The organism is Rathayibacter sp. VKM Ac-2760, assembly GCF_009834185.1.
GTDB lineage: Bacteria > Actinomycetota > Actinomycetes > Actinomycetales > Microbacteriaceae > Rathayibacter.
The window spans coordinates 387,212-403,615 of sequence record NZ_CP047173.1 but is presented as its reverse complement, the minus strand read 5'-3'; the positions used below and the strand labels follow the sequence as shown (position 1 = coordinate 403,615).

Here is a 16,404-nt window from a genome sequence, read left to right as displayed (position 1 = left end):
AGTTGTCAGTCGGTTGCAGAAATCGCCGAACCTGCACCCTTCGGGCGCAGTGATGAGGTCGCAGCGGACGCTGCGACGACACGGCGAATCAGGTGCGACTGATCGACAACACCGTCAACGACGGCAGATACACGTGGAACTTCGCCCGCGGCACCAGGCGCGCCAGACACGGACCCGCCTCCAGCACCCGCGCGAACAGCGCCGGCACCCGAGCCAGGAGGATCAGAGACGCGAGGAAGAAGACGATGACGCAGGTCGCGGCCATCAGAGCACACCCCATCGCGCAACTGTCATCACACGGCACCATCGGCACGACCGCGCCCTGCTCGGCGCCGGCCGCCAGGACCAGCCCACCACTGCCGGCAGCCATCAGATCGTCATGGCCCGCCTCCGCGTGCGCATGACCTGCGGACATCGCGGCGTCGGAATGACTGCCCATCATGGAGTGCATCGCGAACACGCCCAGCAGCAGCGCCGCCAGCGTCAGCACCACGACCACCGCGCGCGTCAAAGGCGTGGACAACCGAGAAACGACGCTCTCGCTCATGGTCCACACCTCCGACACCGCACGACACACCTTCACGGGCATCCGAAAGGGACACCCGCATATACCCCCCTAGAGTATGCAGAAAGCAGCCGGAGCGGCTGAAAACCCCCTCCGTACCCGTCCGATGCACGCCAACAGCGGACGAGCTGCACAGGCGCCAGGGGGACGAGGACACCGTGACCGAGCAGACCACCGAGCACGACGACACCGCCGGCACCCACGGCTACATCTCCGACAAGGACCAGTACCTCCGCCGCCTACGCCGCATCGAAGGACAAGCCCGCGGACTTCAGAACATGGTCGAGGACGAGCAGTACTGCATCAAGATCCTCACCCAGATCTCCGCCATGACCAGCGCCCTCGAATCCGTCGCCCTCGGACTCCTGAACGACCATCTCAACCACTGCGTCCTCGAAGCCGCCGCAGCCGGCGGCGATGACGCGAAGATCAAGCTTCAAGAAGCATCTGACGCGATCGCCCGGCTCGTCCGCTCCTGACCTTCTCGCTTCATGTCAACATGAGATTGCGTGGTTCGATCGATCGGCGGTGTCGGTCGGCTGGTTAGGCTCGGCGAATGATCGACGCACGCCCTCGTCCCGCGCGTCGTCGATGGCCTGTCGTGGTCTCCGTCGTCGCTGCAGCACTCCTGTACGCGACTGTCGTGCTGACGTACGCAGGCGGCATTCGGGAGTCGAGCCAAGGATGCGAGACGGTCATCGCGGGCGATGACCCCGTCACCGTGAAGCTGCAGCCGGCGGCAGTGAACGCAGCGCGCCAGAGGCTCGAGTTCCAGATGACCCTGGTGCCTTCCGCGAGCCTGACCTCCTCCGACGGATACACCGCCACCGAGACGATCAGCCTGGTGACCTTCCCGGTCGACGGACCGAGCGTCCTGACGTTCCCGGCCGGTGAGGTACTCGAGAGCTCGACGCAATCGGACTACGCCGAGGGAATCGTCGAGGAATGGCCCTTCGACAGCTACCGGGCCGACCTCACGACCTTCGCCTTCACCGGTGAAGACGACTATCAGGATGGCCACGAGCACACCGCTCTCCCCACCCGAGTCTGCCTCGACGATGCCGTGCCGGGATGGCAGCTGCACACCGTGACGATCGACCACCCTGCGAACACCGTGCCCACGGCTGACGGCATTCGACCACTGCCCTCCGTGGAGATCACCGCGACCCGCTCGGCGAGCACGGTCGCCTTCGGGATCGTGCTGCTCGGGTTGATGGCTGCCACTCCGGTGCTGGTCCTGTTCGTCGCCATCAGCGCCTACACCGGCCGGCGAAAGGTGGAGGCCACCCTCACGAGCTGGATCGGCGCGATGCTCTTCGCGGTCATCCCGCTACGGAACTTCCTCCCTGGCGCGCCACCGGTCGGTTCCTGGATCGACTACCTCGTCGTGCTGTGGGTGATCGCGGGGCTCGTCACCGGACTCGCGATCTACATCCTTGCGTGGAACCGCTGGGGACACGGGGCTACGTCCGGTAAGTCGAGTGTCTCCGGGTCAGACGGTCTCTGAGTCGCAGTACCGGCGTGCTGCCGGTCTTCGGGTGCCCACTCGGTGACCGTTACCGGATCGATCAGACGAAGCGAACTGCGGTACCTCAGCGGCGACGGAACGCTTTGAAGAGCGCGAAAACGAGAACACCGCCGCCGATCACCAACACCGCCCATTGGCGGTTCGCTGGCGGGGTGATCGTGCAAACTGCAGTCCCGTCGACGTAATCAGTGCAGCTGCCCGTCTGAACGGAGATCAGCAACAAGAACACTGCCGCGACGGCGAACAAGGCGACGTTGACCCAACCCCATCGAACCGTGCGCTTTGTCCGCTCGCTCATGAAGCGACAGTAGACGGGCGCACGGCAGCTACCTACAGGGATCTGGACCGGTGACCTATCCCATTCACGGGAAAGATCAGCTGGCTCCGCGGAGGCGGACGCTAGCGGTGAGCCGTCAGGGCGTGCTCTGCGCCCGACGCAGCGTCAGGAACCATGTCGTGTCACGGTCGGCGTCAGTTGTAGCCACGCCGACGAGGTCGATCGGAGCGGTGCCGAGGGAGGCGGGGTCGATGTCAAGCGGACCTTCGCCGCAGCTGACGGTTTGGATCGTGGTCTTACCCGACGTGGCCGTGCCGGTTGCGGAGTCGGAGTCGAGATGCAGTTCGACTGTGCCGTCCCCGAAGCATTCGAAGGTGATGGCGCCGAGCAGCTGTGGCTGGTCGAAGGCGGCCTCCAGCCGATCGCCCTCCTGTCCAGCACTCGAATCGGACGACAGCACGGCGAGAAAGGGACCACCTGCATCGATGTCGGCCTGACGGTCCGAGCGCCACTGGGTGAGCTGCGCGCGATCGACGGGGTCCGGCGCGCATGCGGTCACGGTGCCCACAACAGCCAGCAGGAGTGTGAGTGCAACAGAACGACGCCTCATCCGCCCACCCTAGATCCGGCCGGGTCGCGGTGACGGCGCCTGCTTGTGAGGCGACGACGACGCGGAGGGTGCCCATCATCAGTGGCACCATGAGGCCGAGCATGATGGACTCGATGACCCAGCCCGCCCGGTACCGTCGGCCCGGAGCCTGCACAAGAGCCGGCTGCAGTGAGTGACACGACGATCAGTAGCAAGATCTGAGCGAGCATCAGCAGTGGCGCCGCGGCAGGTAACCAGTCGGACGCGCCGCCCGCAGGGCCGGCGAGGACGATGCAGTAGTTGATGGATGGCGTCAGCTGCACCAGCAGCACCCCGAAGAGCAGCGCAGGACTGTCTGTAGCTCGTGGGAGCGACGAGTTGTAGACTTTCGGCTGCCCGGGACGTTGAGTCTCGGGAAGTGAACCCGAGACCCGTCCGGAATGGACGCGGCGCTCGGGTTTCGCGCATTCAGGGCGTGATGTCGATCACGTCGCTGATCATCGATTGCGCGCGACGCCGCCAGTCGCCGCCACGAGCCCATGCCCACCCCACGGCGTCCGGGATCGCGAGTAGCGGCTCGCTGGCTGCGGATTCATGCCAGTACTCGAGCGTGCCGACACTTCCGGTGCGGCGAGTTGCCTCGATCATGCACTGCTTATCGCGGGCGACCAGCGTCTCGTCGCGCTCGAGGCAGAGACGGCCCCCGGCCGGGCCGATGGTGCCGACGAGTTCTTCCAGGCAGCGACGACGACGAACGACCTCGCTGCCGAGGTCGCGCGGAGCTCGGAAGATCGTCACTGTGGTGTCAAGGGAGGCGAACGTGTCGAGAAGGAGCCGCTTTCGCGCCTCGTTCTCCTGCTTCATGTGGAGGCGAGGCTGCCCAGGAAGAAGCAGAGTACGGACCGCCCGTCGAGACTCCGCGATATGGCGCGGGACGATCGCCGCCGCGATCAGCAGGTAGTCCTTCGCTTTCGATTCGTCGACGAAGACGGAGGCGGCGCTCACGCCTCGTCCTCGGGAGGCCAGTCGATCTCGAAGTAGCCGGTCCTGTCGCGCCCACTGCCCGCTCCGCCCCACAGCGTGACGATCGACCGTCCGAACTCGTGCGGATCGACGGCGTCCTCGCCGTCGAGGGGCGCCTCGATCGCGAATGTCAGCATGTTGCCCGGCTCGTTGATCATCGGAGGAGGAGCGGTCACTGTCGATGCGATCGCCCTGCCGGCGATGCGGTAGTCCCGGACGAGCCAGACGAGCCATTCTGTGACTAGCCACCCGTCACCTGAGGGGCCGGCGGAGAAGATGTCGACGTGACTGTCGGCTGACTTGATGCTCCACCAGAGGGTCCAGACCGGGCGCCCTCGGCGCTCGTCAATCGTTGCCGATGCTCTGATACCGGGCATCGTGTTGAGAAGCCTGCACGGCCATCGCAGCACCGCAGGAGTGTGCGGGTCATCCTGCTCCACCTCATCCGTGACGGTGGGCCGGGACCTCTCCAATCCCGCCAACTCGCTGAGGTATCGAGCGCGCTCGAAACCATCGTGAATCTTCCACCAGTGGTCGTCGTCCGAATCGAAATCGGCCGCCTGATACCAGCGGCTGGACAGCTTGGCGATGACATGGGCAAGAACCCCGACAGCGGTCGTACTAGCGAGCATCGCCTCCGCGTGGTCGACGTCGGCGTCCCCGGCGCTTCCGGCCTTGGCTGCGAGAACAAGATCACGCAGCATCTCCAGATCTGTACGGCGATACTCCGCCGATGCCTGCGAGACCGTCTTCGCGCTTACTCCCAGCTCGGCCGCGACACTACGTCCCGTCGCTCCCGGCTTGAGTGTCGCCTCGTAGATCGCCCGCCGCCGCACGGCAGCAAGCTGCGAGTGAAGTCCCCGAACCTCTTCTCCCACGCGCACACATTCACTCGCGCGCTCGACCGGATCCGGGATCGCCGATACGGACGCGACGAGCTGACGCATCAGCCCATCTGCATCGCGCTCTTCGGTCTCCGCCACACAACGACACTAGCAACATGTTACCCCTGGGGGGAACATCAGAACCGGCAGGCGTAACTCCCGCGGAGCTCAGTCCTTGACGGGGACGCGGATGCTCAGCCCTGCGGCGACGGCGATCCCAATTCCGATCAGGTGCAACGAGGACCAGATGACCTCGGGGAACGCGAACGGAAGGACCGGGTTCCACAGGGCCACCATCGGGATCAGCCCGATCAGCCACCACCATGCGCGAGCTTGGATCGCGAACCACGACATCACAGCGGCGAGAATGGCGACGGTGTAGAGCACGAAGACGTACTCGTCGGTGCCGACCAACGCGAGGCCCGCGAGCAGGACGATCGCGAGGATGATCCCCGGCGCGAGAGCCATCTTGGCCCTGCTGCGATCGGGGTACCGGGAGGTCTGGGTCCGCGGAGAGTTCTGAGGGGTGCTCGGGCGAGGAGCGGATGCGCTCTTGGGACGGCGCCGGCGTTTGTTCGGTCGGCTCATCCGGCGATCCTATGTCGGCCGCAACAGTGCGCCGTCCCCCTCCCGGCACCCGGAGCGGACCGCTCACGTGACAGCGCTTGCTGTATGGTCAGCGGATGCTGACTGTTGCTTCGCGTGTGGACGTCATGAACCGGTTGGGTCGGGCGATGGCGGATCCGACCCGTTCTCGGATTCTGCTCTCTCTCATCGAGCAGCCGGGTCATCCGGGCGAGCTGGCCGAGTCTCTGGGGCTGACGCGCTCGAACGTGTCGAATCATCTGACGTGCCTGCGCGGTTGTGGGATCGTCGCGGCGATCCCGGAGGGTCGGAGCACTCGGTACGAGATCGCGGATCCGCACCTTTCGAAGGCGTTGCTGGCGATGCTGGATGTCGTCTTGGCGGTCGAGGACGGCGTCGAGTGCGCGGACGAGAACTGCGATGTTCCGCTGTGCTGCGGGGTGTCCGAGTGAGCGCGGAGTGCTGTGGCAGCGACGAGCCGACCACCCCGCGCCGCCCCCTGGTGATGCGTCCTCGTCGAACCGAGGACGCCTGCTGCGCCGTCGATGACGCGCCGGTCGCCCTGACTCTCGGCGCGCGTTCGACCGAGCAGACCGGGCATCACGAGCATGAGACTGTCGGTCACGAGGCAGCCGGTCACGACGACGAGCACGACCATGTCGGCGAGCCGGAGGAGTCGGTGCCGTGGTGGCGGGACCTGAACGTCCTGATCCCGGTCGCGGCCGGTGTGCTGCTGCTCATCGGGTACGTCCTGGAGTGGACGGGATTCGAGCTCGCGGGAATGATCGTGCTCGGCGCGAGCCTGGTCGCGGGAGCGTCGACGTTCGTTCCCGGCGCCGTGCGGCGGCTGCTGCGCGGGAAGCTCGGCGTGGGTCTGCTGATGACGATCGCGGCGGTCGGCGCGGTCCTCCTGGGGCATGTCGGGGAAGCGGCGGCGCTGGCGTTCCTGTTCTCGATCGCGGAAGCGCTCGAGGATCGCGCGATGGACAAGGCCCGCGGCGGCCTGCGCGCGCTCCTGGATCTGATTCCGGACACCGCGATCGTGTCGCGTCTGCACGGCGAGGTCACGATTCCCGCCCGCGAGCTGCGGGAGCTCGACATCCTGGTCGTCCGCCCCGGCGACCGAGTCGCGACGGACGGAGTGGTCGTCTCCGGGCGCAGCAGCGTGGACACGTCCGCGATCACGGGCGAGTCGATCCCCGTCGAGGTCGGTCCCGGTGACGCGGTGCCCGCAGGGGCGATCAACGGCGGCGGCGCTTTGCAGCTGGAGGCCACGGCCGCGGGGACGGACAACTCCCTGACCACGATCGTGCACCTGGTCGAGCAGGCCCACGCCCGCAAGGGCGATCGCGCCCGGCTCGCGGATCGCATCGCGAAGCCCCTCGTCCCGGCCGTGCTCCTGCTCGCCGCCGGAATCGCCCTGTTCGGGGTCCTCATCGGAGACCCGAGCACGTGGACCGAGCGCGCCCTCGTGGTCCTGGTCGCGGCGTCCCCGTGCGCTCTGGCGATCGCGGTGCCGGTGACGGTTATCTCCGCGATCGGCGCGGGCAGCCGTTTCGGGCTGATCATCAAGTCCGGGGAGGCGTTCGAGCGCCTCGGCGCGGTGCAGGTCGTCGCGTTCGATAAGACCGGCACTCTGACCGCGGGCCGCCCGAGTGTCACCGACGTCGCGACCGCCCCCGGCGTCGCCCGCGAGGACGTGCTCGCGGTCGCCGCCTCCCTGGAAGCGCGCAGCACCCACCCGCTCGCCGCGGCGATCCTCGCCGCATCACCGGCACCGGCGCCGATCGAGGACGTCACCGAGCATCCCGGCGACGGCATCACCGGCACCCTTGCGGGGACCCCGGTCCGGATCGGCAGCCCCCGCTGGATCCCCGGCGCGCTGACCAGGCAGAGGGAAACGATGGAGGCCGCGGGAATGACGGCCGTCGTCGTGGAGCGCGCCGGCAGTGTTCTCGGGGTGATCGGGATCCGGGACGAGCTCAAGCCCGAGGCGGCCGAGACGATCGCGGAGCTCAAGCGCCACCACATCGGCGCGCTCATGCTCACCGGCGACAACACCCGCACCGCGAGTGCCCTCGCCGCTCAAGCGGGGATCTCGGAGGTGCGTGCGGAGCAGAAGCCCGCCGACAAGGCGGCCGCGATCGAGCAGTTCCGCCGGCACCGGCGAGTGGCGATGATCGGCGACGGCATCAACGACGCTCCTGCGCTCGCGAGCGCGGACGTCGGGATCGCGATGGGCGCGACCGGCTCCGCCGCCGCGATCGAGTCCGCGGACGTCGCGTTCACCGGCACCGATCTGCGCCTGATCCCCGCCGCGCTCCTGCACGCCCGCCGAGGTCGGCGGATCATGACGGCGAACCTGGTCCTCGCGCTCGGCGTGATCATTGTCCTGTTCCCCCTCGCGCTCTTCGGGATCCTGGGCCTGGCCGGAGTGGTCCTGGTGCACGAGCTCGCAGAGGTCGTCATCATCGCGAACGGAGTCCGAGCCGCCCGCCGCGGTAGCCCGCTCGTGTCCGCGAAGGCAGACCAGGCCGCGACCAGCCGAGCTCTGAGTTCGAGGTCATGACCGGGACCTCGAGGCGGCAAGAGGCCTTCGGGTGAGCTCAGTACCCTGTTGCGGTAGTGGCAGGGCGCGACTCGGCGGTCCTGCCGCTCCAGCGGACGGGTGATGTGATGACGACGCGCAGCTCGCGGACCGTCCGCGGTGTCATCGCCGCGCTCGTCGCGACGTTCGTCGCCCTGTTCTCTCATTCCGTCGCCGACGGAACGGCTCCGAGCCGTGTCGGGGTGATCCTTGCGCTGGCGTTCGCGGTCCCGGTCTGTGTCGCTCTCGCCGGCCGCCGACTGTCGCTGGCCCGGCTGAGCGTCTCGGTTCTCTCCAGCCAGTTCGCGTTCCATGCGGCGATGATGCTGGGAAACCCGGACACCATCCCTGCTCCCCGGTCGAGCACGGTCGGGGCGGGGCACCACCAGGACGCGAGCGTGCCCGTCCTGGATCTCGCGACCTCGGTAGCCCACCCGGACCACGACACCGTCATGTGGGGAGCGCACCTGCTCGCCGCGATCGTGACGATCTTCGCGCTTCGCCAGGGTGAGCGGGCGTTCTGGAGCATCCTTGCCCGGCGCCGATTCGAGACGGTCCGAGCGCTCCTGACCGGCCCGAGCGAGCCGACACCGCGCCGTGAATTACCGGCGTCCAGTTCTTCCGCGCGCGCACGCCCGCGGCTCGTGTCCTTGTCCGTGATGCGGCATCGGGGTCCGCCGGTCGCTGCTGCCTGAGCGCAGCCACCGCCCGCACCCTCTTCTCACCTTTCTCGGGACGCTTAGGCGCGCCCGCATCACGGAAAGCACTTCTCTTGTCAACACGAACCACCCTCACCGCGGTGACCGCGATCACCGCCGGCATCGCCCTGGCGCTGGCCGCGCCGCTCACGGCGTCCGCGCACGTCAGCATCACCCCGAACACGGCCGACCCGGGCGCGTCGGAGAACTTCACCTTCAAGGCCGTCAACGAATCCGAGACCGCCGTGACCACGGCGGTCACCGTGTCACTGCCGACCGACACCCCGATCGTGTCGGTGCGCTACCTGCCCACCCCCGGGTGGAGCACGTCCGTCGTGGAGAGCACACTGCCGGAGCCGGTGTCCGTCGGCGGGAACGAGATCACCGAAGCGCCGACCAGCATCGTCTTCACCGCCGAAGCGGGCAGCGAGATCCAGCCCGGTCAGTTCATGCAGTGGACCGTCTCGCTGGGTCCGATCCCGGAAACGGGGAGCCTGCTGCTGCCGGCCGTGCAGTCGTACAGCGACGGGACGAGCGTCGACTGGGTCTCGACCGCGGAAGAAGTCGAAGCCGACGCCTCTCTGAAGTCCGCTCCGGTGCTCTACGTCCAGGACGAGCCGGCTGAGGACCACCACGCAGGATCGGCCGCGACCGATCCTGCCGAAGCGGACGGCGCCGCGGCGACCACCGCGGCGCCGGGCGTGGAGGCCAGCGTGGCTCTCGGGCTGAGTATCGCGGCCCTGCTGCTGGGAGTCGTGGGCGCCGCGCTGGGCGCGATCGCGCTGTTCGGCCGGAAGCGGGTGCGCGGATGACCCATCGTCTCGCGGGGCGGGCCGCGATCGCGACGGCCGTGATGCTGCTGCTCGGTGTGGCCGCGGCGACTCCCGCGGCCGCCCACGACTCGGTACTCGAAAGCAGCCCCGCGCCGGACGCATCGGCCGCGGAGGTGACGAGCGTGTCCTTGACTTTCAACGACACGCTGCTGGATCTGGGAGGCACGAACACCGCGTTCGCGATCCAGGTCATCGGCCCGGACGGCCGCTACTACTCCGAGGGGTGCGTCGCCTTGGACGGATCCTCGGTCTCGGTGCCGGCGGCTCTGGGCGCGGCGGGCGAGTACGAGGTCCTGTGGCAGGTGGTGTCCTCCGACGGTCACCCCACCTCCGACAGCTACACGTTCGACTACGCGCCCGACGCGGCAACCCCCGCCGCCGAGGGAACGGAGACGGCGCCCCGCTGCGGAAGTGACGGCGAGAGCGACACCACGGCCGACGCAGTACCCGCCGCCTCCTCCGGGGACGGGTTCGACGCGGCCGGGCTGCTCGCTGGGTTGTCCATCGGAGCCGCAGCGATCGCGGTCGCCACGGCGGTCACGGTCTTCGTGATCGGCCGGATGCGACGGCGCAGTTGACCTGCGGGTCCGCCTCGTCCCGTCGGGGCGGGCCCGCTTTCGCGATCGATCGACAGAGAAGGGCACGCTGATGACGATCCCGCCGATCCTCTCGCGCCTCCCGGACGCGCCCCCCTCGATGGACACCTTCCTCGCGGTGTCCGCGAGCGCGTTCTGGTTCTGGGGGCTTCTCGGCATCCTGCTGGCCGGCGTCTACGCCCTCGGGGTCGCGCGGGTCCGGCTGACGCGGCGGCGGTGGCCGTGGTGGCGCGCGGGGAGCTTCCTCGCAGGATGTGGACTGCTCGTGGCGACGATGGCCAGCGGGCTCGAGGACTACGGCCGGGAGATGTTCTCGGTGTTCATGTTCCAGCAGCTGACGCTGATGATGGCCATCCCGCCGCTTCTCGTCCTCGGCTCACCCGGCACGCTTCTGCTGCGGGCGACACCGCACCGATGGCCGGGACGGATGGTGCTCGTGACCGCGCTGGGTCTGCTGCGCTCGCGTGCCGTGCGGGTGCTTCTTCATCCGGGGTTCACGATCCCGCTGTTCCTGCTGCTGTTCTACGGCCTCTACTTCAGCGACCTCGACGATCTCCTGCTGGACAGCGCGGCCGGTCACCTCGCGGTGGAAGTGCTGTTCCTGGCGGCGGGAGTGGTGTTCGCCGTTCCGCTGCTGTCAGCGGATCCGCTGCCGGTACGGCAGACGCATCTGGGGCGGATGTTCGACCTGTTCGCGGAGATGCCGTTGCATGCGTTCTTCGGCGTCATCGTGATGATGTCCGCGACCGCGTTCGTGGGTGCGTTCCAGGCTCCCGCGTCGTGGGGAGTGGACCCGATCGCGGATCAGCAGATCGCCGGCGCTCTCGCCTGGTCGTACGGCGAGCTGCCGAGCCTGCTGATCGTGCTGCTGCTGCTGGTGCGGTGGCAGCGGGACGACACCCGGGCAGCTCGCGCCGCCGACCGCGCTGGGGATGAGCACGGAACCCCTGACCTGGACGCCTACAACGCCTACCTGCAGGAGTTGAGCCGGCGAGGAAGCGACCCTCAGACACCCTCCCCGCGCTGACGCAGGCGCGTGAGCGTTAGGAGAGCCCCGGTCAGCAGTGGTGCGAGCGCGCTGAGCGCGATGGCACCTCCGATGAGGGTGCGCAGGGACATCGCCGGGGTGACGGCAGCGCTCAGAGGCACGGTGTCGGTGAACGCGCCGGGCGTGAACGCGGGGATCCGGGCTCCGGTGGACCCGTCGGGGAGGATCGTCTGGCTCTGCCCGACGGTCGAGACGTTCACGATCGCCCGTCCGGTCTCGATCGCCCGGACGCGGGCGATCGCGAGCTGCTGCGCGGACTCGTCGGTGCGCCCGAAATCGGCGTTGTTGGTCTGCGCGAAGATGACCTGTGCGCCTCCAGCGATCATCTCGTCGAAGAGACGGTCATCGACGATGTCGAAGCACAGCGACATCCCGGCGACGGTGCCTGCGACGGCGACAGCCGGGGAGAGGGCACCGATCTCGTAATCGCGCTGCACGAGACCGATCAGATCCGGCGCCAGGAGTGACCAGAAGGCGCGATCGGGAACGTACTCCCCGAACGGCACAGGATGCTTCTTGTCGTAGAGACCGTCGGGACCCTCCGGAGTCCACACCAGGGAGCTGTTGTAGTAGCGGTCATCGCGACGGGTGATCGCGCCGACGACCAGGGGCGCGTCGAGGGTCGCGGCGAGCTCGGAGAGCCGGCGCGCTGTCGCCGGGTCGGCGAGCGGGTCTTCGTCCATGCTGTTCTCCGGCCACAGCACGACATCAGCGGCCCCCGCTTCCCGCGGGGTCGCGTCGATCTGCGCGGACAGCAGCTCGCCGGGTCCTCGCCGGTCGAAGTAGCCGGCGGGTCCCGCGCCCTGCACAGCGGTGACCCGCAGCTGCCCGGTCGGCGCCGCTTCCCACACCGGCACCGCCACCCATACGAGCGCGATCGCCGCCGCTGTCGCTCCGAGCGCAGCGGGCCGGTCGGGCAGGAACTGTCGCAGCTGCAGCAGGAAGGTGAGGCACGCGACCAGCACGAAACTGAATCCGGACACGCCGACCCAGGCGATCAGCGGAGCGAGCGGGCTCTCGGACTGCGAGTAGGCCAGGCGGCCCCACGCGAAGCCGCCGTACGGCCAGGACCCGGCAATGACCTCCCTCGCCACCCATACGCCCGCGACGCCCGCCGGCAGCAGGAGCAGCCGTCCCGCGAGGGTCGGCCAGAACCGCTCGATCACAGACCACATCAGGGTGATCGTCGCTGCGCCGGCCGCGAAGAACGCCGCCTCGAGAAGCGACAGGGCCAGCCACGGAACAGGGCCGAGGTACTCCGAAGTCCATGAGACGTGGGTGAGGTAGAACACCGTCCCCGTGACAGCGCCGAGCAGAGCGCCGACCCGTACCGTCCGGCCGCGCAGCAGCGCCAGCAGCAGTGCGACGCCGAGGAGAGTCGCCGGCCACAGACTCAGGCGGGGGAATCCGGCATCCAGCATCGCGCCGGCGAGGGCAGCTGCACACAGCGATGCGGCCCCGACCCGAGTCACGTCAGGACGAGGACGCCGGCGACCGGTCGGTCGACCGCTCACTCCGAGGTCGGCGGTTCACCGCCGGACCCGGCGGGGCGCGGTGCTGCCCGGCGCACGAGGAAGAGGACGACGACCGCGAGGAGCGCGAAGAACGCCAACGCGATCCCGACCAGGACGATGGTGGGGATGGGAGCTTCGTAGGGGGCGAACAGCGACTCCGGCGCTCCCGACGCGGACGTGTCGCCGCCGCAGACGGGAGGCTGGGAGACGCCGGTCTTCGCGACGGCGTCCGCGGGCCGGTCGTAGGTGAAGCCGTACTCGGCGGTCGAGACGTGCCCGTCCGCGGTCACGATCTTCGCCGCCACCAGGTAGCGGCCGCTCTCCCCCAGCGCGACACCGGTCGTCACCGATTCGGCGTCGACCTCGGCGCAGCCGTTGGAGTAGAACAGGTCGTCGCCTTCGCGCACCACCTGCACGAGCGAGACGTTGTTCGTCGGGTCAGAGCCCACCTCGTGCCCAAACGTCAGAGTCACCTCCGAGGGCGCCACGGTCACCGTCGCGTCCGCGGACGGGCTGCTGGATTGCACGCCGGTGTGAGCCGCTGCGGGCGCGACGGGAAGGACCAGGCCCAGCGTCGCCGCTGCCGCCAGAGCGACGCCGAGCAGGACGGGGCGGTGCAGTCGGGTGGGGAGAGGGAGCGGCATCAGAGTCGTCCTGTTTCATCATCGGGGGGCGCCCCCGGGGAGGGAGACGAGGAGACGGGAGCGACTGACGATCCGCCTCGCTGATGATCTTCGAGCCTGAACCTCGTAGCCGCCGCCAGCTGTTCTTGGTACGCTACGTCGAAATTTGCCTGCCTACACCGCAGGCTTCTTCGACGCCACCGGGAAGATGCCATCGTGACGAACCTGCAACCAGACGCCTCGCGCGCTGGTGTGCAGCGAACCCTCACGCTGCTCTTCCTCGTCGTCCTCACCGCGCTCGCGCTGCTGCTCGGACATCCCCTCGAGCGCCTCCACGACGCGGTCCCCGCCGACACCACTGTCGCCGCAGCCGCGACGACGACGGGGGACGCCGAGGTTCTCACGTCGAGCGTGGCAGCGCTCACCGATGTGGCGACGCTCGGTGGTGTCGCTGAGCTGTGCGCGCTGCTGGCGGTCGTCTGCGCGGTCATCGTGATCGTCGTCGCCCTCGCCGCCCGCGCACGGCCAGGGCAGGGCTCCATCGCCAGCACGGCACCGCCGGCGTCCGCACCGTCGTTCTTCACGACCGCTGCACGAGCACGGCTGAGCCTCTCCGCCAGCTGCGTCCCTCTTCGGCTGTAGGCCGTCGCCGCCGATCTGAGCCCCGTCTCGATCGGCGCGCACTTGCGCGCCCGCGACACGGAGTCAGGTCACGACGACCGACCTCTCGCCGACCCTGGACGTGCAATGCCCCTCTCTTCCTCCGTTCCCCCGCCCACCCCCGGAACCCGCCGCGCCGCCATCGCGCTCGAACACCGAACCCGCCCGCCCCGTCGCCGACCGGCCCGTCCGACGCCGCAGCCCCAACCAATCTCCCGCCGAGTCCTCCCGGCGGCGGCCGCGTTCTCCGCGATCGCGCTCGCCACCGTCATGGCCCTCCCGGGCACGCTGCTGCCCGCCTCCAGTGCGGCCGCCTCGCAGACCCCGGGAGTCTCCGCCGCGGTCAGCGCGCAAGCCTTCGTCGCCTCCGACCTGCCTGACAGCATCGTCATCCGCGACAACTTCACCGCCGCCGCTGCACCCGCACGCATCGTCGAGGTCACCACCGAGACGACCGACGCCGTGGGCCCCCTCGACGCAACTGACGACGATTCGGAAGCAGCAACCGAGACCGGGTCCACGGCGACCGAGCTCTCCAGCGGCTCCGTGCGCTGGCCCTTCCCCGTCGGCGTGCGCATCTCCGATGACTACGGCCCTCGAGTGGCGCCGTGCAGCGGCTGCTCCACCTTCCACAAAGGCCTGGACATGACCCCCGGCGCCGGCACGCCGATCAGCGCCGTCGCCGACGGCGTGGTCCGCGAGACCGGCGAGACCGACACCGGGTTCGGCAACTACGCCGTCATCGATCACGTCGTCGACGGCGAACTCGTGAGCACCCTCTACGCCCACATGGAGTGGGGATCCCTCACCGTCTCCGAAGGGCAACCGGTGAAAGCCGGTCAGCGTCTGGGCGCTGTCGGCTCCACCGGTCAGAGCACCGGACCCCACCTGCACCTCGAGGTGTGGGAGGGCGGCACCGACCCCATCGACCCCTACGCCTGGCTCTCGAACAATGCGGGATAGCACCACACCGCGACCCACCGATAAGTGCAAGACTGTTCATATGTTCATTCATGCAGCTATTGAGGGTGGTGCTCGTGGGATCTGATCACGCTCACGGGTCCGCCGTGTCCGCCGCCGGCAAGCACCGCCGACCCCTCGTCATCGCGTTCTGCCTCACCGCGGCGTACATGGTGGTCGAGTTCGTCGTCGGGTTCTCCGTCAACTCGCTCGCGCTCATCTCCGACGCCGCCCACATGGGCACCGACGTCCTCGGGCTCGGAATGGCGCTGGCGGCGATCACGCTCGCCTCCCGCCCCGCGACCTCGCAGCGCACCTACGGCTTCTACCGGCTCGAGGTCCTCGCGGCGCTGGCGAACGGGATCCTGCTGTTCGCGGTCGCCGGGTACGTGATCTTCGAGGCCGTGCAGCGCTTCTCCGAACCGCCCGCGGTCCCGGGAGCGCCGCTGCTGATCACCGCGGTGATCGGGCTGATCATCAACCTGATCAGCTTCCGGCTGCTGATGGCGGGATCCAAGGAGAGCCTGAACCTCAAGGGCGCCTACCTCGAAGTGATGGGCGACCTGCTCGGATCCGTCGGCGTGATCGTCGCCGCGATCATCCTGCTCACCACCGGCTGGCCGTACGCGGACCCGATCATCGGTGTCGGCATCGGACTGTTCATCCTGCCCCGCACCTGGAACCTCACCCGCCAAGCGCTGCGGATCCTGATGGAATCCGCTCCCGACGACGTCGACATGCCCGCCATTCAGCGCGACGTCCTCGCCGTGCCGGGCGTGGTCGCGCTGCACGATCTGCACGTCTGGACCATCACCTCCGGGATGGACAGCGCGAGCGGGCACATCGTCCTCGAACGCGGCGCCGACTACGAGAAGGTCCTCGCCGGCGTCCTCGTCGTCCTCAAGGACACCCACCACATCGAGCACGTCACCATCCAGTGCGAGCCCGAAGAGTTCTCCGAGACCACGAACCTGATCTAGGCACCGATGAGCACCGACACCCCCGACTCCCCGCCCGCAGCGCCCGCCGCCTCGCTTCCCGTCGACGCGATGCCCTCCACCGCGATGATCGAGGATCTCGCCGACGTCTTCGGGCTCCTCGGCGATCCCGGACGCCTGCGGATCCTCATCACCCTGCTCCCCGGCCCGCGCACCGTCGGCGAGCTCGCCGAGCACAGCGGTCTCAGCCCCTCCGCGACCTCGCACGCACTGCGGCTGCTGCGCTCGCACCGCGTCGTCGAGGTGCACCGTTCCGGCCGGAACGCGTCGTACACGATCGCCGACGAGCACGTGCGCGAGTTCCTCGAACGCGGTCTCGAGCACATCGGTCACACCGTCCTCGTGCACACCCTCCCCCGCAGCTCCCACACCGAGACCGACGAGCGCTCCGGCACGGACTGCTCCCGCGAACCCTGACCCGAGCATCCCCTGCTCC

At 68.7% G+C, this 16,404-nt stretch carries 20 protein-coding genes; 12 read left to right on the top strand and 8 right to left on the bottom strand.

The window, feature by feature from the left end:
- Positions 1–88: 88 nt before the first annotated feature.
- Positions 89–547: a hypothetical protein gene (locus GSU72_RS01780; protein WP_159983209.1), complete on the bottom strand. Its 459-nt coding sequence runs from the start codon at positions 545–547 to the stop codon at positions 89–91.
- A gap of 176 nt (positions 548–723) precedes the next feature.
- Between GSU72_RS01780 and GSU72_RS01775 the strand changes: the two genes are divergently transcribed.
- Together GSU72_RS01775 and GSU72_RS01770 are read left to right on the top strand one after the other, a co-directional pair.
- Positions 724–1,044 (top strand): metal-sensitive transcriptional regulator, encoded by a 321-nt coding sequence (locus GSU72_RS01775; RefSeq protein ID WP_159983207.1) that lies wholly within the window; start codon positions 724–726, stop codon positions 1,042–1,044.
- 77 nt (positions 1,045–1,121) lie between these two features.
- A complete protein-coding gene (locus tag GSU72_RS01770; protein WP_159983198.1) occupies positions 1,122–2,072 on the top strand; it encodes a DUF4436 family protein in 951 nt (316 codons plus the stop codon).
- An 85-nt stretch (positions 2,073–2,157) separates the two neighbouring features.
- Here GSU72_RS01770 and GSU72_RS01765 read toward each other — a convergent pair whose 3' ends face one another.
- The 5 genes from GSU72_RS01765 to GSU72_RS01745 all read right to left on the bottom strand — a co-directional run bounded on the left by GSU72_RS01765 (position 2,158) and on the right by GSU72_RS01745 (position 5,334).
- Positions 2,158–2,391, bottom strand: a complete 234-nt coding sequence (locus tag GSU72_RS01765) for a hypothetical protein (protein WP_159983196.1) — start codon at positions 2,389–2,391, stop codon at positions 2,158–2,160.
- 115 nt (positions 2,392–2,506) lie between these two features.
- On the bottom strand, positions 2,507–2,980 hold the full coding sequence (locus GSU72_RS01760) for a hypothetical protein (RefSeq protein ID WP_159983194.1): 474 nt from the start codon (positions 2,978–2,980) through the stop codon (positions 2,507–2,509).
- 447 nt (positions 2,981–3,427) lie between these two features.
- Complete coding sequence (locus tag GSU72_RS01755; RefSeq protein ID WP_159983192.1) at positions 3,428–3,964, bottom strand: hypothetical protein; 537 nt, start codon at positions 3,962–3,964, stop codon at positions 3,428–3,430.
- The gene (locus GSU72_RS01750; protein ID WP_159983190.1) at positions 3,961–4,965 is read right to left on the bottom strand and encodes a hypothetical protein; all 1,005 of its coding nucleotides are present in this window, start codon (positions 4,963–4,965) and stop codon (positions 3,961–3,963) included. Before GSU72_RS01750 ends, GSU72_RS01755 begins: the two co-directional genes overlap by 4 nt.
- Before the next feature lie 69 nt (positions 4,966–5,034).
- On the bottom strand, positions 5,035–5,334 hold the full coding sequence (locus GSU72_RS01745) for a DUF6804 family protein (RefSeq protein ID WP_159983188.1): 300 nt from the start codon (positions 5,332–5,334) through the stop codon (positions 5,035–5,037).
- A 215-nt stretch (positions 5,335–5,549) separates the two neighbouring features.
- Here GSU72_RS01745 and GSU72_RS01740 point away from each other — a divergent pair, with 215 nt between their 5' ends.
- The 6 genes from GSU72_RS01740 (at position 5,550) to GSU72_RS01715 (ending at position 11,192) form a co-directional block, all read left to right on the top strand.
- Positions 5,550–5,903 carry a metalloregulator ArsR/SmtB family transcription factor gene (locus tag GSU72_RS01740; protein ID WP_159983186.1) on the top strand — a complete coding sequence of 118 codons (354 nt, stop codon included), beginning with the start codon at positions 5,550–5,552 and terminating at the stop codon, positions 5,901–5,903.
- Between the two features lie 428 nt (positions 5,904–6,331).
- Positions 6,332–8,020, top strand: coding sequence for a cation-translocating P-type ATPase (locus GSU72_RS01735; protein ID WP_244256068.1), 1,689 nt, complete (start codon positions 6,332–6,334; stop codon positions 8,018–8,020).
- Between the two features lie 107 nt (positions 8,021–8,127).
- Positions 8,128–8,733 carry a hypothetical protein gene (locus GSU72_RS01730; RefSeq protein ID WP_159983184.1) on the top strand — a complete coding sequence of 202 codons (606 nt, stop codon included), beginning with the start codon at positions 8,128–8,130 and terminating at the stop codon, positions 8,731–8,733.
- 77 nt (positions 8,734–8,810) lie between these two features.
- On the top strand, positions 8,811–9,548 hold the full coding sequence (locus GSU72_RS01725; protein WP_159983182.1) for a YcnI family protein: 738 nt from the start codon (positions 8,811–8,813) through the stop codon (positions 9,546–9,548).
- Positions 9,545–10,147: a copper resistance CopC family protein gene (locus GSU72_RS01720; RefSeq protein WP_159983180.1), complete on the top strand. Its 603-nt coding sequence runs from the start codon at positions 9,545–9,547 to the stop codon at positions 10,145–10,147. Before GSU72_RS01725 ends, GSU72_RS01720 begins: the two co-directional genes overlap by 4 nt.
- Before the next feature lie 70 nt (positions 10,148–10,217).
- Positions 10,218–11,192: a cytochrome c oxidase assembly protein gene (locus GSU72_RS01715; RefSeq protein ID WP_159983178.1), complete on the top strand. Its 975-nt coding sequence runs from the start codon at positions 10,218–10,220 to the stop codon at positions 11,190–11,192.
- Here GSU72_RS01715 and lnt read toward each other — a convergent pair.
- Together lnt and GSU72_RS01705 are read right to left on the bottom strand one after the other, a co-directional pair.
- Positions 11,171–12,685, bottom strand: a complete 1,515-nt coding sequence (gene lnt / locus GSU72_RS01710) for an apolipoprotein N-acyltransferase (protein ID WP_244255930.1) — start codon at positions 12,683–12,685, stop codon at positions 11,171–11,173. The two genes, GSU72_RS01715 and lnt, sit on opposite strands and share 22 nt — an antisense overlap.
- Positions 12,686–12,723: 38 nt before the next feature.
- Positions 12,724–13,371, bottom strand: coding sequence for a copper resistance CopC family protein (locus GSU72_RS01705; protein ID WP_159983176.1), 648 nt, complete (start codon positions 13,369–13,371; stop codon positions 12,724–12,726).
- Between the two features lie 231 nt (positions 13,372–13,602).
- Here GSU72_RS01705 and GSU72_RS01700 point away from each other — a divergent pair, with 231 nt between their 5' ends.
- The 4 genes from GSU72_RS01700 to GSU72_RS01685 all read left to right on the top strand — a co-directional run bounded on the left by GSU72_RS01700 (position 13,603) and on the right by GSU72_RS01685 (position 16,385).
- On the top strand, positions 13,603–13,992 hold the full coding sequence (locus tag GSU72_RS01700; protein ID WP_159983174.1) for a hypothetical protein: 390 nt from the start codon (positions 13,603–13,605) through the stop codon (positions 13,990–13,992).
- Positions 13,993–14,280: 288 nt separating this feature from the next.
- On the top strand, positions 14,281–14,973 hold the full coding sequence (locus GSU72_RS21780) for a M23 family metallopeptidase (RefSeq protein WP_159983172.1): 693 nt from the start codon (positions 14,281–14,283) through the stop codon (positions 14,971–14,973).
- A gap of 74 nt (positions 14,974–15,047) precedes the next feature.
- A complete protein-coding gene (locus tag GSU72_RS01690; protein WP_104349166.1) occupies positions 15,048–15,950 on the top strand; it encodes a cation diffusion facilitator family transporter in 903 nt (300 codons plus the stop codon).
- Positions 15,951–15,956: 6 nt separating this feature from the next.
- Positions 15,957–16,385 (top strand): metalloregulator ArsR/SmtB family transcription factor, encoded by a 429-nt coding sequence (locus tag GSU72_RS01685; protein ID WP_208545127.1) that lies wholly within the window; start codon positions 15,957–15,959, stop codon positions 16,383–16,385.
- Positions 16,386–16,404: the final 19 nt, after the last annotated feature.